Origin of the sequence: Paenibacillus sp. FSL R5-0378, assembly GCF_038009285.1 — a bacterium.
GTDB lineage: Bacteria > Bacillota > Bacilli > Paenibacillales > Paenibacillaceae > Paenibacillus_AQ > Paenibacillus_AQ favisporus.
Genome location: NZ_JBBPAY010000001.1, coordinates 2,911,597 through 2,936,472 on the forward strand (window position 1 = coordinate 2,911,597; position 24,876 = coordinate 2,936,472).

The window sequence follows — 24,876 nt, forward strand, 5'->3', positions numbered from 1 at the left end:
TTCGTTTGGGGCAGGGACGTCAGATTAACATGCCTCCGGAAACCTCGATCCGCTGCGCGTTCACCCAGCGGTTGTCTTCGGAGAGGAGGGAAGCAATCATCGGCCCGACGTCATCCGGAAGTCCGGCGCGTCCAAGCGCCGTCATGCCGGCGATCTGCTGATTCAGCTCGGCGTTGTCGCGCACCATGCCGCCGCTGAAGTCGGTCGCGATTGCTCCGGGAGCCACCGTATTGACGGCGATGCGGCGCTCGCCGAGCTCCTTGGCCAGGTACCGGGTAAGCACCTCGACCGCGCCTTTCATCGAGGCATAAGCGGCGCTTCCCGGGATGCTCATGCGCGTCAGCCCCGAGGAGATGTTAACGATGCGCCCGCCATCGTTAATGAGGGGGAGCAGCTTTTGCGTCAGGAAAAAGACGCCTTTGAAATGGACGTTGTACAGCTGGTCCAGTTCTTCTTCGGTTGTCTGCTCGATGGAGTTGTGATGCGAGGTTCCAGCATTGTTAACCAGGTAATCGAACCGCTTCGCCCCAAGCTCCGCCAAGACTTGGCGGACGTTCTGGGCGAAACCGTCAAAGGAAGAGGTGTCTGCCGTGTTCAGCTGCAGGGCGACAGCCTCCCGCCCCAGATCCCGGACGGACTGGACGACCTGCTGCGCTTCGGCTTCATTGGTGTGATAGGTAAAGATCGAATCGACGCCGCGCTTGGCAAGCTGAAGAATCGTATTGCGGCCCAGACCGCGGCTTCCGCCGGTCACGAGTGCGATTTTTCGATCAGAGGTTTGTAAAGTCATTCAAAAGACCTTCTTTCCATTGATTTTCCCAGCGATCAGGTTTACTAACTAACTGGTTAGTTCATAATATATAACTAACTAACCGGTTTGTCAATGGCTTAAAAATCGTGATATAGTAAATCCTATGCAAAAACACGGGAGGAACCACTATGCGTAACGCCGAAGCTACAAAAGAGAAAATACTGGAGGCGGCCATGGCCGAGTTCTCCGCCTACGGAATTGCCGGCGCCCGGGTGGACCGGATCGCCAAGATGGCGAAGTGCAACAAGAACATGATTTATATTTATTTTGAAAATAAAGAGCAGCTTTTCTCGACTGTGCTGGAAATGCATCTGACGAGAGTGTACGAGGAGTTTGCCTTTACTCCGGAAGATCTTCCGGGGTATGCCGCGCGGGTTTTTGATTTTATGATGGCCAATCCCGACCTGATGCGGCTGATGACATGGTTTACGCTGGAGCAGAAGACGGAGCAGCTGGATCAGAGGAAGGAAGCCCATAACCGCAAAATTGCGGAGCTGGCGAAAGCACAGGAGGCCGGGCACATCGGAACGGATTTTTCCCCGGCGTTTCTTCTGACCAGTATCATGGTTCTGGCCACGGCCTGGATGCCCACCAACCCGTTTGGTCCATCGATCGATCCGGCTAGTAGCGGCAAAACCGATGAGCTGCGGGAAGCGATCATGAGGGCGGTCGGACGGTTGGCGGGCGAACCCGCCTCTAAGGAAAATCGCTGATCCAGATAAAAAAGGGAACCCTCATTAGATAGGTCCGAAAGGGAGGTTTTTTTGGATGAAGATCATGGCAGACTGGGTGCAGGGCTATAAAGACAGGAAAATATCCTATACCTTATTGTCTAAAGCAGAATCCAACACCAGCGGCTTGGCGATCATTTTTCCGGGACAGGGATACACTGCACAGGCACCTCTTTTGTACTACTCCATGGGGATTTATCTGAACCAAAACTACGACGTGCTGCAGGTGAACTATCAGTACAACGATCCGTTCTACCGGGATTTCAGCTTTGATGAGATGGCCGAAGCGATCCGCATCGATGTCGGCGCCGTAATCGACCGTGTGCTGCAGAACGCATCCTACGACGATTACATTCTGATCGGCAAGTCCATTGGAACGATTGCGCTTGGGTTTGAGGTGCAGCGTGATCTGTTCCAAAAGGCCAAGGTCATCTGGTTTACGCCTCTGCTGGGCAGAGATTTCGTCTGGAACGCGATGTTGGACAGTAAGCAAAGAAGCCTATGCTTCATCGGCGACAACGACAGCTGCTATATCGAGGAGAGATTTCAGCAGCTTCGGGCAAATCCGAATCTGCTGCTGCGCTTGATCCCCGGCGTGAATCACGGCCTGGAATACGAAACCGATCTTTTTGCGTCGATGGACGTGTTAAAACAGGTGATGAAGGAAGTCGAAGCATTTTAGTTCGGTATTTCGTTCAAGCCCGCTCTTGGAGCGGGTTTTTTGTTTGCTTAAAAAAGTGGCTTGCACCTGACGCTGCGTCACCTTTTATAATGGGCCTACCGGTAAAAAATAGGCGCCTAAAAAATTCAACCTGTAGGAGGACATTGGCATGACGATCGGAAAGAACGAAATTATTTCCACTCGGGTGTTCGACGCACCGCAGCACCTTGTGTATCAGGCCTGGACAACTCCAGATTTATTAGCCCGCTGGTGGGGGCCCCACGGGTTCACGAATACGTTCCATGAAATCGACATCATGCCGGGCGGAGCCTGGAAATTCACCATGCACGGACCGGATGGCCGGGATTATCCGAACGAGAGTGTTTTTGTAGAACTTGTCCCTTTGGAGCGGGTCGTCCTGGATCATCTCTCCGAGCCCCAATTCCGTGTTACGGCGACGTTTGAAGAAGAGAAGGGCCGGACTAAAGTTGTTTTTCGCCAGACGTTCAAAAAGGAAAAGCAGTTTGAGCAGATCAAACAAATGTGCATCAACGGCAATGAGGAAAATTTCGACCGGTTTGGCCAACTGCTGGAGGAAATGAAGTCCGGCACCGCGGGTTAAGCGCAGCTTAAGGAGAGCGGGATATGACAGTCAAGGAAAGTGGCATTCACAATGTTACTGCCATATTAAAAAAGGCCCAAGGGCATGATCCCTTGGGCCTATGTACGTTGATATCAAATGGCAAATACATGACGTCCGATATTTACGGTACGGGCGCGCGTCCAAATCCACTTGTTCGTTGCCGTTTTCGGGTTATAGTAGTAGAGCGAGTTATGGGTCGGGTCCCATCCGCGCACGGCGTCGATGGCGGCGCGGTAGGCGGTCCGGTTCGGCTTCATGCCGTACTGGCCGTCGCTGACGGCGGTGAATGCGTTCTTCTGAAAAACGACGCCTTGAATCGTGTCCGGGAACTCGTCCGACTGAATCCGGTTCATGATGACGGCACCGACGGCTACTTGTCCTTTATAGGACTCGCCGCGGGCTTCAGCGTAAATGATTTTCGCCATAATCTCCATATCGTTTTTGCTTAAGGTGTACTTCCGGAGCTGTCTCCATGTAGCGGGACCGACCGTGCCATCCGCAACGGCGCCGTACTCCCTCTGGAATTCCTTGACGCTGGCTTCCGTGCCGGGGCCGTATTTTCCGTCAAGCGTACCGCCATAGAGACCGAGCACCTGCAGCCGGTACTGTAAATCAGAAACTTTGGGATCCTCGCTCCCTAATTTAAGGACGGGAGCCGCTTCGGCATGATCAGCCTTCCACGCGAAGCTTTGAATGACTAAGAGGACGACGAGGATCGAGGTAACTGCCCATTTTTTGGTTGTCATCGAAATCATCTCCTTCACGAGGCATTATAACGGGAGGAGGACGGACAAGGCAAAGCCATAAACTGGAAAATAAGTGGTAAAACCTTGCGGCTCTAAGCGAAATTTTGGAAAACCGGCGGCGTTAAAATGATGGTGCGGGTTCGTTTTTTACACGTTATGCATTTGGAACTAATGAATTCGAAGCCGCAGGATGCTATAATTGAACAAATATGAAAGCGTTTTACTAGGACGGCGGACAGAAGATTTAGGAGCCTTACATAAGGAGTGCAAGAACGGATGGGGAAACGAAATTGGTTTTACCGCCAGCTTTTTTCATATATGCCGGCTTTTTTGATCGTCATTTCGTTTATTTTTTTCGTTTTCTTTCAAATGCTTGGGGATCAGAGCCGCAAGGAAGCCGTAAAAGCCAATGAAACGCTGATGCTGCAGGCGATGAGCTCCATTGACTCTTCCCTGAAAACGATCGAGCAGATGCTGATGACGGAACTGCTGAATAATCCGGATTTGTCGACTTTTTATAAAAGCGGAACCGAAAACGACTATTACCTGAACATCCGGATCGTCAAGTTTATGAATAACTTCAGAAATGCCTATCCCTTGGTGGATTCCATATATCTCGTCCGGTCCAGCGACGGATTTGTTCTGAGCAATGCGACCAGTTCCGGCCTGGAAGACTATCCGGATGCGCCTTTCATCAAGCCGTATATCGAGCAGGCCAAGAAGGATGAGGGCTGGAGCGGTGTCCGCCATTTCGAGGAGTTCAGCATCAAAGAGCCGAAGCGGGTCGTGAGCCTTGCGCTGAAGGCTCCTTTCCTGAAGACCGGGCAGGGATTCCTGGTCGTGAACGTAACGGCGAATGGGCTAAGCCAATTGATTGAGAGTATGTACAGCCGGGATGTCAGCTACATCCATATCATCGACAAATCGGGGGCAGACGTGCTTCCGAACAGTAAATCAGAGCAGGAGCGCAGCATCGTGTCGAGCGCGATTTCGCCCGTGACCGGCTGGGATTACCAGAGCGGACTGATTAACGGAAAATGGGTGGACGTAGCCAGCCAGCTCTATAACGTCTGGTTCATCCTCGGTATCGTTATGATCGCCGCAGGCGGCTTATGGATCGTCTATGCCGCACGGAAAAATTACAAGCCGATCGAAAGGATCGTCACCCAGGTTCAGAAGTTATCCCAGACGAAGGTGGCAGCCCTGATGCAGGGCAGCGGCCAGGACGAATTTACCTTTTTGCAGTCCGCCATTAACCAGATGCTGGAGCAGTCCAACACCTATCAGCGCCAGTTCCGCGAGGATCTGCACGTCAAGAAGGCGTATTTGTTCCAGCAGCTGGTTGAAGGGCAGCATCTTCCGAAATCCGAAGAATGGGAAGCCTTGCGGGACACGATGCAGCTCAATGATCTCGACATGCCGCAGGTCGTGTGCGTCGTAGAAATCGACAAGTTTGCTTCGTTTTGCAGCCAGTTCACCCAAGAGGACCAGTACTTGATGAAGTTCGCCCTGAAGAGCGTCATCCAGGAAACCGCCCAAGAGCACGGGGGAATCGTGTGGACGGAATGGATTTCCGGCGACGGGCTCGGAGTGCTGGTGCAGATCGAGGAGACGGACGATCCCCGCGGCCGGGTCACGGATATGCTGGACCATGCAAGAAGATGGGTGCAGGAGCATTTGAAGCTTACCGTAACGGTCGGTGCGGGAGCGGCAGCCCGGTGCCCGGCCGAAATTCCGGAATCTTACGCCCAAGCCCAGCAGGCTCTGAAATATAAAATGGTTCTCGGCAGCAACCGGATCATTTTCTATGATTCGCTGGCCAAAGAGGATCAGGGAGCCATGTTCGACTATTTTCAGCTGGTCCACTCGATCGCCCAATCGTTCCGGCTCGGCAAGCCGGACTGGAAGGATAAATACGGCCAATTGATTCAAGGCATCGGGCAGCATCTGCTGAGCCGCGACCATATCGTCAGCCTGGCGGATTATTTGATCTATTCCATCGGGCGGGAAATGGGCAAAATGACGAAGGAATACCAGGAGCTGTGGGAGGAGACCGGGCACCGTCCCCTGCAGCAGGCGCTGCACGCGTCCGATACCTTTGAGCAGGTGGAAGAGAGCTTCATGAAGACGCTGGAACGGTGCTATGAACAGCTGCTGCAAATTCAGGTCACCCGGAATCATTCGGATACGATCCGCAAGGTCCGCGAAACGATGGAGCGGGAATTCGCCAATCCGGATTTGTCGCTTGATTTTCTCAGTGAACGGTTCGATCTTCCCTCCAAAACGCTCAGCAAATTGTTCAAGGAGGAAACCGGGCAGAAGTTCGTGGACTATCTGATCGAGCTTCGGGTCGGCCGCGCGCGGACGCTGCTGGAGAATACGGACCATGCCGTGCAGGAAATCGCCGAAGAGGTCGGATATTTGAATGTCATTTCGTTTGGTCGGATGTTTAAAAAAATCGTGGGCCTGTCCCCGGGGGAATACCGTGAACACATCACCCGGACAGAGCGGGATTCAGCCGCTCTCTGACAGGCCATTTGCGCCGGTTCCTCAAGGTGCCGTATCCCGCCGGGACAGATCCCTGCGGGATTTTTTTGGGTATAGACCAGGCCGGTAAGAAAAAAGTTGCATGGAGAAAAAGGTTTAGCCCTTCAGATTTTTTCTATGGGAACGACGATTCATTAGCATTGCGGAAATAAGTTGACCGGGCGAAAGTTGTATATTGAACGCATCCGTGCCGTGCCGATAACATGAAGGCAACTCAAGCGCAAAGGAGAGTCGGCAGGTATGGAAGCAACTAGCAGCAAGGCGGCTTCGCCGCATCCCCCCGGATTGGCCGCCCGCCGGAAGAGGGCGGGGTCACAGGCCGGCCGGAAAATCAGGAAGCACTGGCAGTTTTATTTGCTCGTCTTCCTCCCTCTGCTTTATATCGTCATTTTCAAGTACGTGCCGATGTTCGGCGTCATCATCGCATTTAAGGAGTACAACGTCGTACAGGGCATCCTCGGCAGTCCGTGGGCCGGGCTGAAGTACTTCAAGCAGCTGTTCGATACCCCGTTCTTCTGGCAGTACTTTAAGAACACGCTCGAAATTTCGCTGTACGGCATGGCCATCGGATTTCCGGCGCCGATCATTCTGGCGCTGGCGCTGAACGAAATTCGCAACGGCTTGTTCAAGAAATCGGTTCAAATGATTACCTATGCGCCTTACTTTATATCAACGGTCGTGATCGTCTCGATTCTGATCGTCAACTTATCGCCGAATGTCGGGCTCCTCAGCAACATCTTCAGGTCGCTCGGGATGGAGCCGATCGATTTTATGGGCAAGGCAGGGTACTTCAAAACGATTTACGTCCTCTCGGATGTGTGGCAGTTCACCGGCTACGGGGCCATCATTTATATCGCGGCGCTGTCCGGGGTCAATCCCGATTTATACGAGGCTGCCAAGGTGGACGGAGCTTCCCGGTTTCAGAAAATTGTCCATATCGACCTTCCCAGCCTCGTTCCGGTCATCGTCATTATGCTGATTCTGAACCTGGGACAGATCATGGGACTGGGCTTCGAGAAGATCTACTTAATGCAAAATCCGCTGAACCTGAACACGTCGGAAGTCATTTCGACTTACGTCTACAAGATCGGCCTGCTTGGCGCCAATTTCAGCTTCTCGGCCGCGATCGGGCTGTTCAACTCGGTCATTAACTTTGTGCTGCTGATCCTTGTCAATTTCATCGCCAAAAAGATCTCGTCCAACAGTTTATGGTAGGAGGTGCGAAAAGCGTGCAATCAACGAAAATACGCGAAGCGGTAGCGGACCGGCTGTTTCTGGGCATCGTCTACCTGTTTTTATCGCTGGTGCTGATCGTCATTTTATTTCCATTGCTGCATGTGCTGAGCGCATCCTTCAGCTCGCCGGCGGCGGTGACGTCCGGGAAGGTGTGGCTCTGGCCCGTGAATTTCAGCCTGGTCGGCTACAAAGCGGTATTCCAAAATTCCGATATTTTGATCGGATTCGGCAATTCGCTCTTTTATTCAATCGTGGGTACGCTCATTAACGTTTCGTTCACCGTGATGCTGGCCTATCCGCTGGCACGCAAAACGTTTTACGGCCGCGGGCTGATTATGGTGGTGATCGTGTTTACGATGTTTTTCGACGGCGGGCTGATTCCAAACTATCTGCTCGTCAAATCCCTGGGTATGGTCAATACGAGATGGGCTATGATCATCCCCGGCGCGCTGGCCGTATTTCAGGTCATTATCGCCAGGACGTTCTTCCAGTCGCTTCCCGACGAGCTGGCCGAGGCCGCTGAAATGGACGGGTGCAGCGACATGAGATTTTTTCTGCAGGTCGTACTGCCGTTATCCAAGCCCATCCTTGCGGTATTGTTCCTGATGTATGCCATCGGGCATTGGAACGCTTACTTTAATGCACTCATTTACCTGAAAGACAACAGCATGTTCCCACTGCAAATCTTCCTGCGTAACATTCTCATCCTGAACTCGGAAAATTCCGACATGATGACCAATGTGAACAGCCTGCTCGTACAGCAGGGGCTGAAGGATTTGCTGAAATATTCGCTTATCGTCGTCTCCAGCGCGCCGGTGCTGATCATTTATCCGTTTGTCCAGAAGCATTTTGTTAAAGGAGTCATGATCGGATCGCTGAAGGGATGAAGACGGTGAACGGAATTTCGTAAGGGGGGTGTGACCGGGTTAACGCTGCAGGATGTTTTGAAGTGGTCATTTGTAAGGGGGCATGGATATGAGCCATTCAACCAAAGGAGGAATTTCTTTGAAAAAACGGGCATTTATCGGCTTAAGTGTGTTGTTGGTATTATCCCTTCTGCTGTCGGCATGCGGAGGCTCCAAGCAGGAGCAGAATGACGCAGGGGCTGGCGCCACGGATCCCAGTAAACCGGTGGAGCTGTCGGTATTCGCTCCGCAGCAGGCGGGGATCGAAAACATGGACGTCAACAAGTTCTCCAAGTACATCGAGGACAAGCTCGGCATCAAGTTTAATTGGAGCACGGTGCCGGACGCCGGCTTCAGCGACAAAAAGCTGCTGCTTCTGGCGAGCGGCGACTACCCGGCCGTCATTATGAACGCGGGCATATCCAAAGCGGACCAGATCAAATACGGCCAGCAGGGAGCCTTCATCCCGCTGAACGATCTGATCGACCAGTACGCCCCCAACATTAAAAAGGCGATGGAAGACGTGTCTTACCTGAAGCAGGGTATGGTCGCCCCGGACGGCAAAATTTACGCGCTGCCGAAGCTGAACGAATGTCTGCACTGCACCTATGGGCAGCGGATGTGGATCAATACTTCCTGGCTGGAGAAGCTGGGCCTGTCGATGCCGACGACGACCGATGAGTTTTACAATGTGCTGAAGGCTTTTAAGGAGAAAGACCCGAACGGCAACGGCAAAGCCGACGAAATTCCGTTCACGACCTCATCCGACGGCGTGTGGGGAGGCGGCGTGGATTCGTTCCTGATGAACGCTTTTATCTATGACAACACCTCGGATTACTTAAGCATCAAGGACGGCCAGGTCATCTATTCACCGGCGCAGCCCGAATGGAAGGAAGGCCTGAAGTATTTGCGGAAGCTGTTTGCCGAAGGCTTGATGGATAAAGCCGTTTTTACGCAGAACAACGATGCGGTGAAGCAGCTGGCCAACAAGCCGGACGCTGCCGTGGGCACCGTAGGTTACGCGCTGCTTAGCAGTGCCTTCAGCGTGGACGACTCGAACCCGAGACATAAGGATTATGACGTCGTCCCGCCGCTGAAAGGACCAAATGGAGTCCAGCTGACAGGCTACAGCATTGGCGCGGGCGACGGATCGTTCGTGATTACGAACAAGGCGACGAAAGAGGAGCAGGTCGCTGCCATCAAATTGGCTGACTACCTCTGGTCTGAAGAGGGAACGGTCATGACCTCCTGGGGCTTTGAAGGTGAAGGCTGGAAAAAAGCCGACAGCGGCAAGCTGGATTACAACGGCAAACCGGCGAAGTATGAAGTGGTTCCGAAGGCTCCGTCCACGAACGGGGAAACGACGCTGGACAATTTCTGGTGGCAGCTCGGCACGATGCAGATGCTTAACTCCATCCGCGAATCCTTTGCCGCTCCAAGCGATCCGCTGGGCAACGGTGCCTATGAATACCGCTTATGGCTGGCCGCCAAAAAATACGAGCCTTTCGCCAAGCCGGAAGTCGTCTATCCTGCGGATACGTTCATTGACCCGGCGGACGCCATGACGGTTGCGCAAATGCAGAAGTCGCTGACTGATTATGTGAAATCGAGCCTGGCGCAGTTCGTGACGGGCAACAAAGATATCGACAAAGATTGGGACAGCTACATCGCCGGCTTCAAGGGATTGCAGCTGGATCAATACTTGGCGATCTACCAAAAAGCGTTAAAGAAATAAGGGACAGCAGCCGGATATCTGAGGTGTAAAGCAGGTATCCGGCTTTTACAAGGAGAACAAGGTATTCATACCTGTAATCAAAACCAGGATGGAGGGCATTTCATGATGGTAACGACCGAAAGGATCCGCTACGCCGCACAGGTTCAGCCGACCGAACGGCAGCTGGCCGTGCAGGAGATGGAGTTCTACGCGTTCATTCATTTTACGGTCAATACGTTTACGGACCGGGAGTGGGGGGACGGGAAGGAGGATCCGGCTATCTTTAATCCGGCGGAGCTGGATGCCGGCCAATGGGTGGCGGCCATCAAGTCGGCCGGGATGAAGGGGCTGATTCTGACGTGCAAGCACCACGACGGTTTCTGCCTCTGGCCGAGCCGGTATACGGAGCACTCGGTCAAGAACAGCCCGTGGAAGGACGGGCAGGGCGATGTGGTCCGGGAAGTGTCGGAGGCGTGCCGGAGGGAAGGGATCCGCTTTGGCATTTACCTGTCCCCCTGGGACCGGCATGAGCCTACATACGGCGATTCGCCGGCGTATAACGAATATTTTACCAATCAGCTGAGGGAGCTGCTGACCCATTACGGCGACGTGTTCTGCGTCTGGTTCGACGGCGCCTGCGGCGAAGGGCCGAACGGCAAGCGCCAGGTGTACGACTGGGACGCTTACTACGCGCTGATCCGCGAGCTGCAGCCGGAGGCGGCGATTTCGGTCTGCGGTCCGGATATCCGCTGGTGCGGCAACGAAGCCGGCCACTGCCGGGAATCGGAGTGGAGCGTCGTGCCTGCGTCGCTGCGGGATAACGAGAAAATCCAGGAAAAATCGCAGCAGGAAGACGATCCGTCGTTTGCCCGGAGCTACCGGTCGGAGGACGAGGACCTGGGCAGCCGGGCGGTCATCGAGCACGAGCAGGATCTGGTCTGGTACCCGGCGGAGGTCAACACGTCGATCCGTCCGGGCTGGTTCTACCACGCCTCCGAAGATGACAAGGTCAAATCGCTGGATGAGCTGATGAACGTATATTATGGATCGGTCGGCGGCAATGCGACGTTCCTTCTTAACCTTCCGCCGGACCGGCGCGGCCTCATTCATGAACGGGACGTCCAGCGCCTGCAGGAGCTGGGGGACCGGATCCGCAGCACGTTTGGCACCGACTTGGGGGCAGGGGCCACTTTGGAGGCATCCGTTCAGGCAGAAGGCCATCAAGCAGACCATGTTCTTGACGGACAACCGGACACGTACTGGGCGCCGCCCGAAGGCACGGAGCAGGCTTCGCTCACGCTGGATCTGCAGAGGGAGACCGCCTTTGACCACGTCGTGCTGCAGGAATACCGGTACAGCCAGCGGGTCGAGCGCTTTGAACTCGAGTATCTGGATGGGGACACGTGGAAAACAGCTTACACGGGTACGGTTATCGGGTACAAGCGGATCTGCCGTTTTCCCGCCGTCAAGAGCCGTTATATCCGGCTTCAAATCCGGGAATCCCGGTGGTGTCCGCAGATTTCCTCCATTCGGATCTATCTGCAGCCATAGAGCGGAACCATTATAGTTTCTTTTCAATCGTATACTATGAACTGATTAAACTCCTCGCTGAGGCGGGCCCGTATAGGGTCTGTCCATCGGGGAGTTTTTTTGCGGTTATCCGACATTCCCGCCTCAGTATAATGTTAATGAACTTCGAACCAACAATTTCAAATCATGGAAGGTGGGATATTCGTATTGGATAGATCTTCACTGTACACCGATCTCGTAACGTACCCTTCCGGATGGAAAATGGGCACGCATGTGCATCCCCATTTCGAAATCTGCGTGGTCACTTTCGGACGAGGTGTGTTCTATGCTGAAGACCAGGTCTTTTCGATTCAGGAGGGGGACGTCATCCTGATCACCCCCGGCGTACCCCACGACTACAGCTCCGTTACACCGATCCGCTTCGCCGTCCTGCAGGTTGACCATTTGTCGCATGAGCTCGAACGGTTATTTTTTCAAATGACAAATGAAGAATCGCTGCACCTGTTTCCCCTGGCCCATTATGCATTGGAGCGTTTTGAGAAGTTGTTCAGCGTGTGGCTCCACATGACCTCCGTCCGCCCGAATCAGCTGTTTAACCGGTTGTTAAAAACGTGGGTCGAGTTATTTATGCTGTTTTTATTGGACCGCATCGAACAACAGGATTCCAGAATTACCTTGGACGCCATTGCCGAGTATATCCGCACCAACCTGGACAAAGAAATGAGGGTGACCGATCTGGCGCGGATGATCCGCATGTCGGAGAGCGGGCTGCGCTCCTGTTTCAAAAAGACTTACGGTCTCTCACCCAAGCAATATCTACAGCAGTACCGGATGTCCGAGGCCAAAATGCTGCTTACCTTCTCCGACAAGACGGTTCAGCAAATCGCGAGCGGGGTCGGATTCCCCAATATTCATGCCTTCTCCGCCTGGTTTCAAAAACAGACAGGAATGTCTCCCACCGCCTGGAGGAAAGAGCAGCGAAGAAGGGGCGGGTGAGAAGTCGAAGGCTGTCTTCGGAAAATGTTCAGCGATAATCGTAAAACTTGTGAAGTTTTTTATAAATACAGCGAAGGCGTCCCTTTATAAAATAGGCTTGCACGTTTAAGAAAACGCTGTCAAAGGAGGGGGAATCTGCTAAATCCGCAAAAATCGGCTAGGAGGTGTCTGCTTGTCCCGTTCAAGTGCAGAGGTTCGGCCGTCTGTTCAGGCCCGTTCGTCCAAGGGAAGCATGAGCAAAATCGCAAAAGTGAATCTTCGGAACGGTCTGCTGTTCGTTTTACCCTGGCTGGCAGGGTTTGCCGCCTTTTCGCTGCTGCCGTTTCTGCTATCCCTGTACTACAGCTTTACGACCTACGATGTGGTCAGTTCGCCCGTATGGGTAGGGTTGGATAATTTTGTGCAGTTATTCAAAGACCCGTTATTCTGGAAATCGATTACCAACACGATGTACTATACGTTATTTTCGGTTCCGCTCGGCATCGTCTTCGGCGTGGCGCTGGCGCTGCTGCTGAACATGAAGGTGAAAGGAATGGCTTTGTACCGGACGATTTTTTACCTGCCCAGCATCGTTCCGGTTGTGGCGTCTTCCGTACTGTGGCTGTGGCTGTTCGACCCGCAGTTCGGACTGATCAACGGCCTGCTGGATGCCATCGGCATTGCGGGTCCCGGGTGGCTGGTCGACCCGGCATGGTCGAAACCTGCCCTGATCGTGATGGGGCTGTGGGGCGTCGGCGGCGCGATGATCATCTACCTCGCAGGGCTGCAGGATATTCCGCAGGAAATGTACGAGTCGGCGCAGATCGACGGGGCGGTATGGTGGCAAAAAATCGTCTATATTACGCTGCCGATGCTGAGTCCGGTCATTTTCTTCAATTTAATTATGGGCCTGATCGGTTCCTTTCAGTATTTTACGCAGGCCTACATTATTACGTCCGGCGGACCCAACGATTCTACGCTGTTCTATTCGCTGTATCTGTACAAGAACGCCTTTTCTTACTTCCATATGGGGTATGCCTCGGCTATGGCATGGATTTTGTTTCTGCTGATTATGGCCGTCACGCTGCTGGTATTTAAGAGCTCGGCACGCTGGGTTTTCTATGGCGGGGAAAGGTAAAACGATATCGGAGGTGCATGGAATGAAGTCAACGCTCAAACCGTTCTTATCGATAGTGCTGATCATGCTGATGCTTGCCGGTCTAATAGCATGTTCCTCACCGGGTACTCCGGCGGCCGGGCAGGACGGCAAGAAGGAAGATACGTCCGCCCCTTCTTCCGATTCCGGGAAGAAAGGCGACGGAAAAGCCGTAGAAGTTACATATTGGCATATGTGGACGAGTGACTGGAAGAAGCTGATCGACAGCCTGGTCGATGAGTTCAATCAGACGCATCCCGGCATCCATGTGACCGCGCTCTCCATTACCGGCGATGCCAACGCTAAATTTTTGACGGCACAGGCCGGCGGGGATCCGCCCGACGTCATGACGCAGTGGAACCAGATCATTCCCTCATGGGCGGAAAAGGGAGCCATCGCTTCACTGGATCCGTACATCCAGGCCGACGCGCCGGATTTGGGCGAATGGATGTATCCTACGGTAAAGGAAATTGGCACTTACAAGGGAAAAATGTATGCGATCCCATTTTCGATGAATACGCTGGCGATGTATTACAACAAGGATATTTTGAAAGAGGAAGGGTTCGATCCGGAAAAACCGCCCACCACGATCCAGGAGCTGGATGCAATGCAGGACAAATTGTGGAAGCTGGATAAACGCGGATTCATCCAGCGGGTCGGCTATATGCCGAGCGGGCTTACCCAGTGGAGCACCGCTTTCGGCGGAAAATGGGCGGATGAGGATGGCAAGCCGACGGCAACCGATCCGAACAACCTGGCCACATTGGAATGGTTTCAGTCTTACGCGAAAAAATACGATCCGACCAAAGTCGCCGCATTTAACAAAAGCATGTCTTCCAACGTGAACTCGGCGTGGTCTTTCCTCAGCGGCAAGCAGGTGTTCGCGATGGACGGCATGTGGAGGCTGGAGGATCTGAAAAATTATGCACCGGACCTTCAGTACGGCGTCATGACGCTGCCCTACCCGGAAGGAACCGGAAAACCGGACGCGACCTGGGTCAATGGAAACTTTAACATTATTCCGGAAAAAGCCAAGCATCCGAAAGAGGCGTGGGAATTCATCCTGTGGCTGACCGGCTACCATAACGAAGATTGGGCGGCGCAAATGCTGACCAAAGGCGGGTGGATCCCGCCATCGCCAAAAATTACGGAGAAGCAGGCCTACCAGGACTTTATGAATGAAATTCCGGCCAGAAAAACGTTCGTCGATCTGCTCGGCAGCCCCAACGCGAAGATCACACCTGTCATTCCGGTTCAGCAGTATTATTGGGACCGGGCGGCAAAAGCCGAAGAGTCCGTCATGACGGGAAACAAAGATCCGAAGCAGGCCTTGGAAACCTTGCAGAAGGAAGTCGAAGAAGAGATCGCCAAAGCCGGAGGCAAATAACGGCTAAGGGCAGGGGGAAAGGGATCCAATTCGGGGTTACCCCTTCCTCCTGCCTTATAACCGTGAAAGGAGAGGCCCAAAATGCTTGAAATGAAGGCACAATCTACCACGAAATTAAGCAGAACAAAGAAAGGCGTGTTTCAACAGCTGATCGCCCATGTTTGCTTGATCTTGCTGGGCATCACCTTTCTTTTTCCTTTTGTCTGGATGCTGTCCACCGCGCTCAAACCGGAGGCGCAAATTTTCAAATGGCCGCCGGAGTGGATTCCGGATCAGTTCCTATGGTCGAACTTTCCGGAGGCGCTGACGTTTGTCCCGTTCGGTACTTACGTCCTCAATACGTTAACGATTTGCATATGGACAATGGTCGGCACCTGCGTTTCCTCCGCCCTCGTGGCTTACGGGTTTGCCAAAATCCAATGGCCGGGACGGAACGTACTGTTCATGATCATGCTCAGCACGATGATGCTGCCTTCCCAGGTCACGATGATTCCGATTTTCGTCATTTTCAAAAAGATCGGCTGGGTGGGAAGCTACAAACCGCTCATTATCCCGGCTTTTTTAGGCGGTGCGTTTTTTATTTTTCTGCTGAGGCAGTTTTTTCTGACGATTCCGCAGGAACTATCCGAGGCGGCCAAGATCGACGGCTGTTCGGAATTCCGGACCTTTTGGCAGATCATCCTCCCGCTCGCCCGTCCGGCATTCGCCACAGTGGCGTTATTTACGTTCATGAACAACTGGAATGACTTCATGGGACCGTTAATTTATTTGAGCGACGAGAAAATGTACACCGTATCGCTTGGGCTGCAGCAGTTTATCGGTCAATACGGCACGCGCTGGGGGATGCTGATGGCGGCTTCCACCGTAGCGACGCTGCCTATAATCATTTTGTTCTTTTTTGCCCAAAAGACCTTTATTCAGGGGATTTCGACGACAGGCATCAAAGGCTGACAGCTGACAGGCCGGGGTTCTGGCCGCATGCAGCTTGATCAAAGGGAGGAATTCGGCAGTGAAGAAGATCGTATTTATCGGGGCAGGCAGTCTCGTGTTCACGAAAAACCTCGTTCGCGACCTGCTTACGTTCCCTGCGCTCGCTGACAGCATCATCGCTTTAGTTGACATTGACGAGGAGCGTCTCGGATTTGCGAAGAAGACGGTGGAGAAAATCATTTCGGCCGGAGGCTATCCGGCGAAAGTTGAGGCGCATACCGACAGGACCAGAGCGCTCGACGGCGCGGACGGAGTCGTCTGCACGATCTTGGCGGGAAGCCTGGACGTATGGCGGAAAGACATCGAAATTCCGAAACAATACGGCGTGGACATTAATGTCGGAGATACTCGCGGGCCATCCGGCATATTCAGGGCGCTCCGCACGATTCCGGTGATGCTGGACATTTGCCGCGATATCGAGCGATACTGTCCGCAGGCGGTATTTCTGAATTATACGAATCCAATGGCGATGCTGTGCAGGGCGATGCAGAGCGAAACGAACGTGACCGTGACAGGTCTGTGCCACAGCGTGCAGGGAACGGCATCGATGCTGGCCAGGTGGATCGGGGCGCCTAAAGAGGAGGTCACGTATCTCTGCGCAGGCATCAATCATCAGGCGTTCTACCTGGATTTTCGCTGGAACGGCCAAGACGCGTATCCGCTCATCCGGGAGGCGGTGAATCATCCGGACATCTACAACGAGGAGCAGGTCCGAAATGAAATGTTCCTTCACTTGGATTATTACGTCACGGAATCCAGCGGCCATAACTCTGAATACAATGCCTGGTTCCGAAAGCGTCCGGATTTGATTGAAAAGTACTGCACGAACGGCACGGGCTGGAATCCCGGTGAATACGCGTATATTATTAAAGGCTACGAACAGAGGCAGGGCAGCTGGAAGGAACAGATGCAGCGCTGGATGAATGAGCCTGTCGAATTGAAGCGTGGCGAAGAGTACGCCGCGTATATCTTTAACGCCACGATTGGGGATGGCACTTTGTTTAAATTCAATGGCAACGTCCGTAATCATGGCTTGATCGATAATTTGCCTGACGGCTGCTGCGTTGAGGTCCCGGTATTGGCTTCGAAACGAGGGCTGGAGCCGATTCATGTGGGAGCGCTGCCGGATCAGCTGGCGGCCCTGACCAATATAAGCGCCCGCTGCGAAGAAATGGCTGTGGAAGGCGCGCTTACGGGCGATCCGCGGAAAGTATTCCATGCGGTATGCTTCGATCCGCTGACTTCCGCGGTCCTCAGCCTGGCTGAGATCAAATCGATGGTTGATGAGATGTTTGAAGCCAATCGCGAATATTTGCCGCAGTTTAAACATTTCAAATCATAGCTTATCGTTTCCTGAATGAAACTTTTTCCATCCTGAATTCGTTTAACAGGGTGGAGGCGATCATACAAGATGAAACTTAATCGAAAAATTGGATTTACACTAGCAACCGGTTTGATGGGAGCAAGCCTGCTGGCTGCTGCGGCCGGAGCGGCTCCGGCGGGGAGCGTGACTGTTCCGGCGCAGGTGCCGGCACAAACGGTAGAGAAGGTCGTCGTGACCGACGCGACCAAGATCAGCAAACTGAACCATACCAGCGTCACGCCATTAATCATAGTAGCCGAGAAGCGGTATTTTTATGCCCTGGGCGGCGGCAAGGGATTAGGGGACACATTCAAGGTGGATGGCCGGGAGTACCGGTACTTGTCCGATGATATCGGAACCCGGGAGAAGCTGATGAACTATTTGAAGTCCGTATATACGGAAAAGGCAGCGGCCTATTTTGTGGACAAATATTTCATTTCTCATGATGGTCGTTTGGCCCAGCTGAACGCCGATGGCGGCAACATTCTGGAATTCGACAAGGCGACGGCCAAACTGCTCAGCATGACGGATACGCAGCGCGTGTATAAGCTGAGCGTTCCTTACCCGGAGCATCTTCAGGGTCCGGCATACGTGACGGTCAAGTTTGAGAAAGTCGGGCAATTTTGGAGAGTGGGCACCGCCCCGCATGCGATTTTCTAGAAGGATCCCTGCTTTCGAAGTTCCATATGCATTGAGGGAAGAGGAAACAGACGAAAGACCCTGCCGGGCGCCGGCGGGGTCTTTATTTAAGAGATCAGAAAGTATAAGTTTCGGAGCTTCTGCTTCCTGATCTCGCAAGAAAAACATCCTCTAGAAGCGGTCTGTCTTCTTTGAAGGTACGTCGATAGACGTTTTTCTTAAGAGATCAGAACGTATAAGTTTCGGAGCTTCTGCTTCCTGATCTCGCAAGAAAAACCTCCTCTAGAAGCGGTCTGTCTTCTTTGAAGGTACGTCGATAGACGTTTTTCTTATCAAAAAACCAGCCTGGACAACGCGTCCAGGCTGGTTTACAAATTTCGTTATCACTTTTCGTTTGAACTTCGTTCGAGCATTGTGTTTCCGTTGGCCGGGGAGAATCATGTTATCCTCCATGTGTGAACGCCGGATCCGTATCGGAGCGCCCGGATGACCATCAAAACGTTGGACGGTCGTATGTACCTCCAGTTACCCGAATGAAGTATGGACGCTTCGTTCGACGATTTCCCTTAGTTCAGCCTTGTGCGCCGAATATTGATCTGCGCTAATGCTCCCTTTGCGCAGGCGCTCATCCAGCTGGCGGGTCAGCTGCGATACTTGCAGATCGATGACTCTCTGGATGTCAGCTCCTCGGTCAGCAGCGATGTCATGCAGGGACTTGCCCTCATACAGCGCTTCATACAGTTCCTCGTCGGAGTCCTGATGGAGAGCTTCCAGCAGTTCGTCTTTATCCTTTACGCCGGTAGCGGCCCATTTGGCGGCCGGGCTTGCGCTTGTGATGGAGGCGCTTAACGCGGTGCTTCCAAAGGACATGATCACGACCATCGTTCCGACAATCATCACTCGCTTTATATTCATGGTTAAAAATCCTCTTTTCATGTATTTTGTTACGGGTCATTTGTGTGAACAGGTATGGGGTATGTGAGATCTTCAGCCTAAGGTCATTATAGACAGCAAACCTGAGGAAAACCTTAAAGATTCTATAACCGTACCTAAAGATTTTACGTGTTGCTTCCCGGATCGGTTTCACTTTAGAGATAAAAAACAACGGAAAGCTCATGAGCTTCCCCAAATATCTATTGGCCATTCCGGTGAAATCAGGGGAGCATCAAGGGTTCGCCGATGGACAGTAAAAGGTGGTGATGCAGGAGAGTGAATCGGATATTGGCAAGTTCTTGCGCTTCCCAAAAGTTTGCCTTGTGCTATAATGTAACCGATTCCATAGAGTTCAGCAGACTGTGATAAGGGGAAACGCAGATGAAGAAGATGATGATGGTTTACCTGGTACTAATCATTGCGTTTGGCGTCTATGTATTTATGTACCGGATGGATGACAAGCGTTCTTCTGCATGGCCGGACGGCGGGCTTCACGGCAGCATCGGGGAGAACTATGTGATGGTGACCTTCCAATCCGGAATGGAATATTGGAAAAATATTGTGAAAGGCTTCGAGGATGGAGGCGACGCCCTCGGCGTGTCCGTCGAATACCACGGAGCCACCCAGTACGACGTGCAGGAGCAGATCACCGTCCTTGAGCAGGTTATTGCCAAAAAGCCTGCCGGCATCGCGCTGTCGGCCATCGATTCCGACGCTTTGACCGCGACGATCAACAAGGCAGTAGACGCGGGCATTCCTGTCGTCCTGTTCGACTCGGACGCACCGGACAGCAAGGCGTACTCTTTTCTTGCGACCAATAACTACGATGCGGGTGTGGCGGCTGCCGATAAAATGGCGCAAATCGTCGGACGGCAGGGCGAGGTCGGCATCATCACGCAGTCCGGCCAGCAAAACCACAGCGACCGCACATCAGGTTTCAAGGAAACGATCGCGAGCCGGTATCCGGCGATGTCGGTGGTTGAGGTGAAGGAAGGAAAAGGCGACGCCATGATCGCCAAGGCTGCGGCCGCGGACATGCTGGGTAAGCATCCGGACCTTAAAGGCATTTTCGTGACGGAAGCCAGCGGCGGCACCGGAGCGGCCGACGCGGTGATCGCAGCGAATCGGACCGGGAAGGTGAAGATCATCGGGTTTGATACCAATAAAGAGACGCTGGACCGGATATCCGACGGCACGATTTCAGCGACGATTGCGCAGGGGACGTGGAATATGGGCTACTGGTCGCTGCAGTATTTATTCCATCTTCATCATGGACTGACCGTTCCTGCACCGACGCTGGGCAACGACGTATCCCCTCTGCCTCCGAGGGTGGATACCGGCATTACGATCGTTACCCGCGAGAATGTGAAGGATTATTATGCGAAATAAACTGCGTAACAATTGGCGGCAGCGTCTGCTGCAGTGGACCCGGTTCGGCGATCTGCCTCTGCGGTACAAGCTGATTATCCTTTTTCTGATGGTAGGCATCCTTCCGTCGATTGCGCTCGGCGCATTGGTCAACTGGACGGTCAACCGGATCGTCGACGGGCAGGTCACGGCGAACACGGTGCAGCTCATCGGCAAAGTCAATCAGACGCTTGATAACGATATCGAAAACTTGCAGAACATTACGTATTTGATCGGCTTTGACCCGGCTATCAACCGGTTCCTGAATGGGCAGATCGCCGCTGAAGGGGCGGGTGCCACCGGAGGAGTTGCCGGACAAGCGCAGCGCCCGCAGATTAATGACCAAAACGGGGAAGTGTACGCCTTGAAGAAGTATCTGCAGGGCTTCACGACGCTGTATCCGGAAATTGCCGCCATCCTGGTCGTGAACCAAAACGGCGATTACATCAGCAACGAAATGTATGCCCGGACGCCGGCCAATTTGACCCGGGATACGTGGTATGAGGAGGCCGCGGGACACGAAGGGATTTTTACAGTGCTGGGGCATCCTTCTGAGCGAAACGTCACGACGCATGTGCATTATGCCAACGATGAGCTGATCTCGGTCGTGCGGTCCTTTGTCGATCCGGATACGCGTAAAGTCACCGGAGCCGTGCTGATCGACCTGAAACTGCGGGCGGTGGCCAGCACGGTCCGGAACGTCACCCTCGGTAAAAACGGGTATTTGATGGTAACCGATGCCGGCGGCTCGGCCATTTACACCCCGGACGAACCGTTGGTTCGGGACATTCCTTCATCCTGGATTCCCCGGGAAGACAGCGGCATGTTCAGGCATGAGGTCGACGGCAGGCGGCTGCAGTTTATTTACGGCACCTCGTCTTTTACAGGCTGGCGGACCATCGGCGTATTCGACAGCGGCGAAGCGGTCCGCGAAGTGCGGGAGATCCGCTTCTACGTCATCTGCTTCCTGTTTGTCGTCTGCATGTTCGGCCTGACGGCCTCGTATACGCTGTCGCAGTCCGTGTCCCGGCCGATCCGCCAGCTGATGGCCTTTATGCAGAAGGCCGAATCCGGGGATTTGACGATCCGGTATTGGGGCGGAAGGCAGGACGAGGTTGGTATGCTGGGCCGCAGCTTTAACCGGATGCTGGCCGAAATCCGCAAGCTGCTGAAGCTGAGCGAGCTTCGGGAACGGCAGAAGCGCGAAGCGGAGCTGCGCAGCCTGCAGGCGCATATCAAGCCGCATTTTTTATACAATACCCTGGATACGATCCATTGGATGGCTAAGAAAAAAGGGGCCGACGATGTGTCCGATATGGTGGAGTCGCTGTCCAGGCTGTTCCGGATCGGGCTCAGCAAAGGAGATGACATCATTCCGATGACCGACGAATGGACGCATATCTCCAGCTATTTGCAGATTCAAAAGACGCGCTACCGGGACCGGCTCACCTACGAGCTGGATCTGCCCAAGGAAGCGGAAGGGTTGTACGTTCTTAAGCTTGTGCTTCAGCCAATCGTTGAAAACGCCATCTATCACGGCATTAAGGCACGCCGAGGCCCGGGCATCATACGGGTATCCGCTGAGGTGGAGGGCGGCGTCCTGCGCCTCATTGTTAAGGATAACGGGGCGGGGATGTCCCAGGAGCGGCTGGATGCGCTCCGCCGCCAGCTTCAAGATCCTTTGGCGGCCATGGATCATCCACCGGAAGAAGGCGGACCGGCCAGCCGCAGCTACGGCATGCTGAACGTCCAGGCGCGGCTTGCGCTGACTTTTGGGGAAAATTACGGAATTAGCATCGAGAGTACAGAAGGCACGGGCACGAGCGTGATGATCGAGCATCCGCTGCTGCATACGGTCCCGGCGCAACGTGTACAAGATGGGAGAGATCGTTAATGAAGAAGCGATATCAGGTGCTGATTGCGGACGATGAACCGATTATCCGGGAAGGCATCATGGATTCGGTGGATTGGGAGACGCTTGGCATGGAGGTCGCCGGCGAAGCGGAGGACGGGGAGGAAGCGCTTGAATTCGCCCTGCGCGAAGCGGTCGACATCGTTCTGGTCGACATGAATATGCCGATCATGGACGGCTTGACGCTGATGAAGCGGCTGAAGGCCGAACGCCCGGCGTGCCGGTTTGTCATCATTACCGGACATGACGAATTTGCCTACGCGCAGGAAGCGATCCGCCTCGGCGTCAAGGATTATATTTTGAAGCCGGTCAACAGCGGCCATTTGCAAGAGGTGCTGCAGAGCGTCAAGCAGGAGCTTGATGAGCAGCAGGTGCAGAGCCACTATTTGAAGCAGGCCTCGGAGCAGATTGAGCGGAACATCCCGCTCCTGCGGCAGCGCTTCTGCCAGGAGTGGATTCAGGGGCTGGTGGATGACGGTAATGCGCTTGAGCAGCTGGAATTTCTCGGCCTGCCTGCCGGTTTCCCGGTAGAGCTGGGGATTGTCAGATGGCCGGAGACGGCCTCAAACCAGACGCTGATGAAAGAGAGCGAGAGACAGCTGTATTTGTTCGCGATCGAGAACATCGTCTCGGAGCTGCTGCAGGATACGCCCCATCAGGTATTCCGCGAGCATACGGAATTGATCGGCATCTGCTTGTGGAATAACGCGCCGCTGGAAATGGCAGCGAATATTGAATCGGCGGTGCAGCAATATTTGAAAATCACCGTCCACTGCCAGATCGAGGCGGTGCCGGAAGGCCCGGGTGCTATGGCGGCCGCGTATGACGCCTGCCGGGAGGCGGTGTTCCGGGATGCGCAGCTGTCCCCGCTGGTGCGACGGGCCCGGCAGCTCATTCACGACAATTACGACCGGCCCGAACTTACGCTGGAGTCGTTTGCGGAGAGCCTGCAGGTATCGCCGGTATATTTGAGCCGGATGCTGAAAAAGGAGCTGGGGACTTCCTTCGTCGGCTTCCTGACGCAGACGAGGATCCGCAAAGCGATCCAGCTGCTGAACGCGACGAACCTGACAATCTACGAAATTGCCGAGCAGGTCGGCTACGACAGCCAGCATTACTTCAGCACAGCGTTCAAGAAGGTGATGGGCGTCTCTCCCAACCGGTACCGGCGCGGCGACACGTATCAGGAAGTGTAGATGCCCCGAGAGGAGCAGGCGGCCTCATTATAAACCTAACGACCGACGACCGAAATTTTTCGGTCGTTTTTTATTTGCCCTTATAGCCATCCCCCGCGTCTTATCCTGGCATGCCCCACCGGCAACGATCCCAACAAAGGTTTGAAATTTATAAAAAAGGTTCGATCCGTGGAAAGACCCCGGCGCGGGTCAGCATGTATCCTTTGAAGTACAGAGAGGCTTTACGATCCATTGGATGTAAGCGCTCTCGACCTTGGGCATACCGGAAAGGAGAACGTACCGATGAAGAAAGCAATGTTAGCGCTCCTGATGGTCGCGATGCTGATGGCCCTGACGGCCTGCAATTTGGCCGAGAGCGGAGCCGGTGATAAAAGCAAGGGCTATGTCGGGCTGGCGATGCCGACCAAATCGTCCGAGCGCTGGGTGAACGACGGCAAAAACATGGAGCGGCTGTTCCAGGAAAAAGGCTACAAGACCGATTTGCAGTTTGCGGAGGATGTGGTCGAGAACCAGATTTCGCAAATCGAGAACATGATTACCAAGGGAGTTGACGTCATTGTCGTCGCCTCGATTGACGGAAACACGCTGACTGACGTCATCAAGAAAGCGCATGATCAGGGGATTAAAGTCATCTCCTATGACCGGCTGATCCGGAACACGCCGTATCTGTCCTACTACGCGACCTTCGACAATTTCAAGGTCGGCGTGCTTCAGGCTTCTTACATCGAGCAGAAGCTCGGTCTTAAGGAAGGCAAAGGCCCCTTCAATATTGAGCTGTTCGGCGGATCGCCGGACGACAACAACTCCTATTTCTTCTACGACGGCGCAATGTCCATTTTGAAGCCGTATATCGACTCCGGCAAGCTGGTCGTCCGCAGCAAGCAGACGACGATGGCGCAGATCGCGACCCTCCGCTGGGACGGCGCCTTGGCGCAATCCCGGATGGATAACCTGCTCAGCGCGAACTACTCGAACGCGAACCTGGACGCGGTGCTGTCGCCGTACGACGGCATCAGCATCGGGATCATTTCTTCGCTGAAGGGCGTCGGCTACGGCACGGCCAAAAAGCCGATGCCGATCATCACCGGCCAGGACGGAGAGCTTGCTTCCATCAAGTCTATCGTCGCCGGAGAGCAGACGCAGACGGTGTTCAAAGACACCCGCAAGCTGGCGGAGCAGGCGGTTAAGATGGCCGAGAGCATCCTGAAGGGCCAGGAGGCGGAAGTCAACGATACGAAGTCTTACGATAACGGCATCCAAGTCGTGCCGGCTTATCTGCTGCCGCCGGTATCGGTCGATGCGACGAACGTCGAGAAAGAGATGGTGGAATCCGGTTATTACACTAAGGCGGAAATTGGCCTGAAGTAGTCCGAAGTTCGGAATCAACATAAGCG

The 24,876-nt window shown here is 53.8% G+C and carries 21 protein-coding genes; 18 read left to right on the forward strand and 3 right to left on the reverse strand.

The window, feature by feature from the left end:
* Positions 1–19: 19 nt before the first annotated feature.
* Entirely contained in the window at positions 20–790 is a 771-nt protein-coding gene (locus MKY74_RS13615) for an SDR family NAD(P)-dependent oxidoreductase (RefSeq protein WP_076168868.1), read from the reverse strand.
* Between the two features lie 149 nt (positions 791–939).
* On the opposite strand from MKY74_RS13615, the gene MKY74_RS13620 reads away from it, so the two are divergent.
* From MKY74_RS13620 to MKY74_RS13630, 3 genes are all read left to right on the forward strand, one after another.
* Positions 940–1,524 (forward strand): TetR family transcriptional regulator, encoded by a 585-nt coding sequence (locus MKY74_RS13620; protein WP_076168866.1) that lies wholly within the window; start codon positions 940–942, stop codon positions 1,522–1,524.
* 55 nt (positions 1,525–1,579) lie between these two features.
* Complete coding sequence (locus tag MKY74_RS13625) at positions 1,580–2,224, forward strand: alpha/beta hydrolase (protein ID WP_076168864.1); 645 nt, start codon at positions 1,580–1,582, stop codon at positions 2,222–2,224.
* A gap of 148 nt (positions 2,225–2,372) precedes the next feature.
* A complete protein-coding gene (locus MKY74_RS13630) occupies positions 2,373–2,825 on the forward strand; it encodes an SRPBCC family protein (RefSeq protein ID WP_076168862.1) in 453 nt (150 codons plus the stop codon).
* 113 nt (positions 2,826–2,938) lie between these two features.
* Here the strand turns inward: MKY74_RS13630 and MKY74_RS13635 are convergent, their stop codons facing one another.
* A complete protein-coding gene (locus tag MKY74_RS13635) occupies positions 2,939–3,592 on the reverse strand; it encodes a cell wall hydrolase (RefSeq protein WP_076168860.1) in 654 nt (217 codons plus the stop codon).
* Between the two features lie 276 nt (positions 3,593–3,868).
* On the opposite strand from MKY74_RS13635, the gene MKY74_RS13640 reads away from it, so the two are divergent.
* The 11 genes from MKY74_RS13640 (at position 3,869) to MKY74_RS13690 (ending at position 18,055) form a co-directional block, all read left to right on the forward strand.
* Entirely contained in the window at positions 3,869–6,121 is a 2,253-nt protein-coding gene (locus MKY74_RS13640) for a helix-turn-helix domain-containing protein (protein ID WP_076168858.1), read from the forward strand.
* 258 nt (positions 6,122–6,379) lie between these two features.
* Positions 6,380–7,354: an ABC transporter permease gene (locus MKY74_RS13645; RefSeq protein WP_084203793.1), complete on the forward strand. Its 975-nt coding sequence runs from the start codon at positions 6,380–6,382 to the stop codon at positions 7,352–7,354.
* Entirely contained in the window at positions 7,348–8,262 is a 915-nt protein-coding gene (locus tag MKY74_RS13650) for a carbohydrate ABC transporter permease (RefSeq protein WP_076168856.1), read from the forward strand. The genes MKY74_RS13645 and MKY74_RS13650 overlap by 7 nt, the downstream gene beginning before the upstream one ends.
* Before the next feature lie 88 nt (positions 8,263–8,350).
* A complete protein-coding gene (locus MKY74_RS13655; protein WP_432206595.1) occupies positions 8,351–10,015 on the forward strand; it encodes an ABC transporter substrate-binding protein in 1,665 nt (554 codons plus the stop codon).
* A 102-nt stretch (positions 10,016–10,117) separates the two neighbouring features.
* Positions 10,118–11,545 (forward strand): alpha-L-fucosidase, encoded by a 1,428-nt coding sequence (locus MKY74_RS13660; RefSeq protein ID WP_076168854.1) that lies wholly within the window; start codon positions 10,118–10,120, stop codon positions 11,543–11,545.
* A gap of 186 nt (positions 11,546–11,731) precedes the next feature.
* A complete protein-coding gene (locus MKY74_RS13665) occupies positions 11,732–12,520 on the forward strand; it encodes a helix-turn-helix domain-containing protein (protein WP_076168852.1) in 789 nt (262 codons plus the stop codon).
* Between the two features lie 172 nt (positions 12,521–12,692).
* Complete coding sequence (locus tag MKY74_RS13670; protein ID WP_244169210.1) at positions 12,693–13,637, forward strand: carbohydrate ABC transporter permease; 945 nt, start codon at positions 12,693–12,695, stop codon at positions 13,635–13,637.
* Between the two features lie 22 nt (positions 13,638–13,659).
* A complete protein-coding gene (locus MKY74_RS13675; RefSeq protein ID WP_076168850.1) occupies positions 13,660–15,042 on the forward strand; it encodes an ABC transporter substrate-binding protein in 1,383 nt (460 codons plus the stop codon).
* A gap of 81 nt (positions 15,043–15,123) precedes the next feature.
* Positions 15,124–15,993 carry an ABC transporter permease subunit gene (locus tag MKY74_RS13680; protein WP_144025365.1) on the forward strand — a complete coding sequence of 290 codons (870 nt, stop codon included), beginning with the start codon at positions 15,124–15,126 and terminating at the stop codon, positions 15,991–15,993.
* A 58-nt stretch (positions 15,994–16,051) separates the two neighbouring features.
* Complete coding sequence (gene melA, locus MKY74_RS13685) at positions 16,052–17,374, forward strand: alpha-galactosidase (protein WP_076168848.1); 1,323 nt, start codon at positions 16,052–16,054, stop codon at positions 17,372–17,374.
* Between the two features lie 69 nt (positions 17,375–17,443).
* Entirely contained in the window at positions 17,444–18,055 is a 612-nt protein-coding gene (locus MKY74_RS13690) for a DL-endopeptidase inhibitor IseA family protein (protein ID WP_076168846.1), read from the forward strand.
* 504 nt (positions 18,056–18,559) lie between these two features.
* Here MKY74_RS13690 and MKY74_RS13695 read toward each other — a convergent pair.
* Positions 18,560–18,949, reverse strand: a complete 390-nt coding sequence (locus MKY74_RS13695) for a hypothetical protein (RefSeq protein ID WP_076168843.1) — start codon at positions 18,947–18,949, stop codon at positions 18,560–18,562.
* A gap of 399 nt (positions 18,950–19,348) precedes the next feature.
* Here MKY74_RS13695 and MKY74_RS13700 point away from each other — a divergent pair, with 399 nt between their 5' ends.
* The 4 genes from MKY74_RS13700 to chvE all read left to right on the forward strand — a co-directional run bounded on the left by MKY74_RS13700 (position 19,349) and on the right by chvE (position 24,850).
* Entirely contained in the window at positions 19,349–20,356 is a 1,008-nt protein-coding gene (locus tag MKY74_RS13700) for a substrate-binding domain-containing protein (protein ID WP_076168841.1), read from the forward strand.
* Positions 20,346–22,268, forward strand: coding sequence for a cache domain-containing sensor histidine kinase (locus tag MKY74_RS13705; RefSeq protein WP_076168838.1), 1,923 nt, complete (start codon positions 20,346–20,348; stop codon positions 22,266–22,268). The genes MKY74_RS13700 and MKY74_RS13705 overlap by 11 nt, the downstream gene beginning before the upstream one ends.
* Positions 22,268–23,482: a response regulator gene (locus MKY74_RS13710; RefSeq protein WP_076168836.1), complete on the forward strand. Its 1,215-nt coding sequence runs from the start codon at positions 22,268–22,270 to the stop codon at positions 23,480–23,482. Before MKY74_RS13705 ends, MKY74_RS13710 begins: the two co-directional genes overlap by 1 nt.
* Positions 23,483–23,764: 282 nt before the next feature.
* Positions 23,765–24,850 (forward strand): multiple monosaccharide ABC transporter substrate-binding protein, encoded by a 1,086-nt coding sequence (gene chvE / locus MKY74_RS13715; protein ID WP_076168834.1) that lies wholly within the window; start codon positions 23,765–23,767, stop codon positions 24,848–24,850.
* The last annotated feature ends 26 nt before the right edge of the window (positions 24,851–24,876 follow it).

Bases quoted from the DNA above. Each gene is read 5' to 3' on its own strand.
- MKY74_RS13615 (WP_076168868.1), bottom strand. From the start codon at position 790: ATGACTTTACAAACCTCTGATCGAAAAATCGCACTCGTGACCGGCGGA.
- MKY74_RS13620 (WP_076168866.1), top strand. From the start codon at position 940: ATGCGTAACGCCGAAGCTACAAAAGAGAAAATACTGGAGGCGGCCATG.
- MKY74_RS13625 (WP_076168864.1), top strand. From the start codon at position 1,580: ATGAAGATCATGGCAGACTGGGTGCAGGGCTATAAAGACAGGAAAATA.
- MKY74_RS13630 (WP_076168862.1), top strand. From the start codon at position 2,373: ATGACGATCGGAAAGAACGAAATTATTTCCACTCGGGTGTTCGACGCA.
- MKY74_RS13635 (WP_076168860.1), bottom strand. From the start codon at position 3,592: ATGACAACCAAAAAATGGGCAGTTACCTCGATCCTCGTCGTCCTCTTA.
- MKY74_RS13640 (WP_076168858.1), top strand. From the start codon at position 3,869: ATGGGGAAACGAAATTGGTTTTACCGCCAGCTTTTTTCATATATGCCG.
- MKY74_RS13645 (WP_084203793.1), top strand. From the start codon at position 6,380: ATGGAAGCAACTAGCAGCAAGGCGGCTTCGCCGCATCCCCCCGGATTG.
- MKY74_RS13650 (WP_076168856.1), top strand. From the start codon at position 7,348: ATGGTAGGAGGTGCGAAAAGCGTGCAATCAACGAAAATACGCGAAGCG.
- MKY74_RS13655 (WP_432206595.1), top strand. From the start codon at position 8,351: ATGAGCCATTCAACCAAAGGAGGAATTTCTTTGAAAAAACGGGCATTT.
- MKY74_RS13660 (WP_076168854.1), top strand. From the start codon at position 10,118: ATGATGGTAACGACCGAAAGGATCCGCTACGCCGCACAGGTTCAGCCG.
- MKY74_RS13675 (WP_076168850.1), top strand. From the start codon at position 13,660: ATGAAGTCAACGCTCAAACCGTTCTTATCGATAGTGCTGATCATGCTG.
- MKY74_RS13680 (WP_144025365.1), top strand. From the start codon at position 15,124: ATGCTTGAAATGAAGGCACAATCTACCACGAAATTAAGCAGAACAAAG.
- MKY74_RS13690 (WP_076168846.1), top strand. From the start codon at position 17,444: ATGAAACTTAATCGAAAAATTGGATTTACACTAGCAACCGGTTTGATG.
- MKY74_RS13695 (WP_076168843.1), bottom strand. From the start codon at position 18,949: ATGAATATAAAGCGAGTGATGATTGTCGGAACGATGGTCGTGATCATG.
- MKY74_RS13700 (WP_076168841.1), top strand. From the start codon at position 19,349: ATGAAGAAGATGATGATGGTTTACCTGGTACTAATCATTGCGTTTGGC.
- MKY74_RS13705 (WP_076168838.1), top strand. From the start codon at position 20,346: ATGCGAAATAAACTGCGTAACAATTGGCGGCAGCGTCTGCTGCAGTGG.
- MKY74_RS13710 (WP_076168836.1), top strand. From the start codon at position 22,268: ATGAAGAAGCGATATCAGGTGCTGATTGCGGACGATGAACCGATTATC.
- chvE (WP_076168834.1), top strand. From the start codon at position 23,765: ATGAAGAAAGCAATGTTAGCGCTCCTGATGGTCGCGATGCTGATGGCC.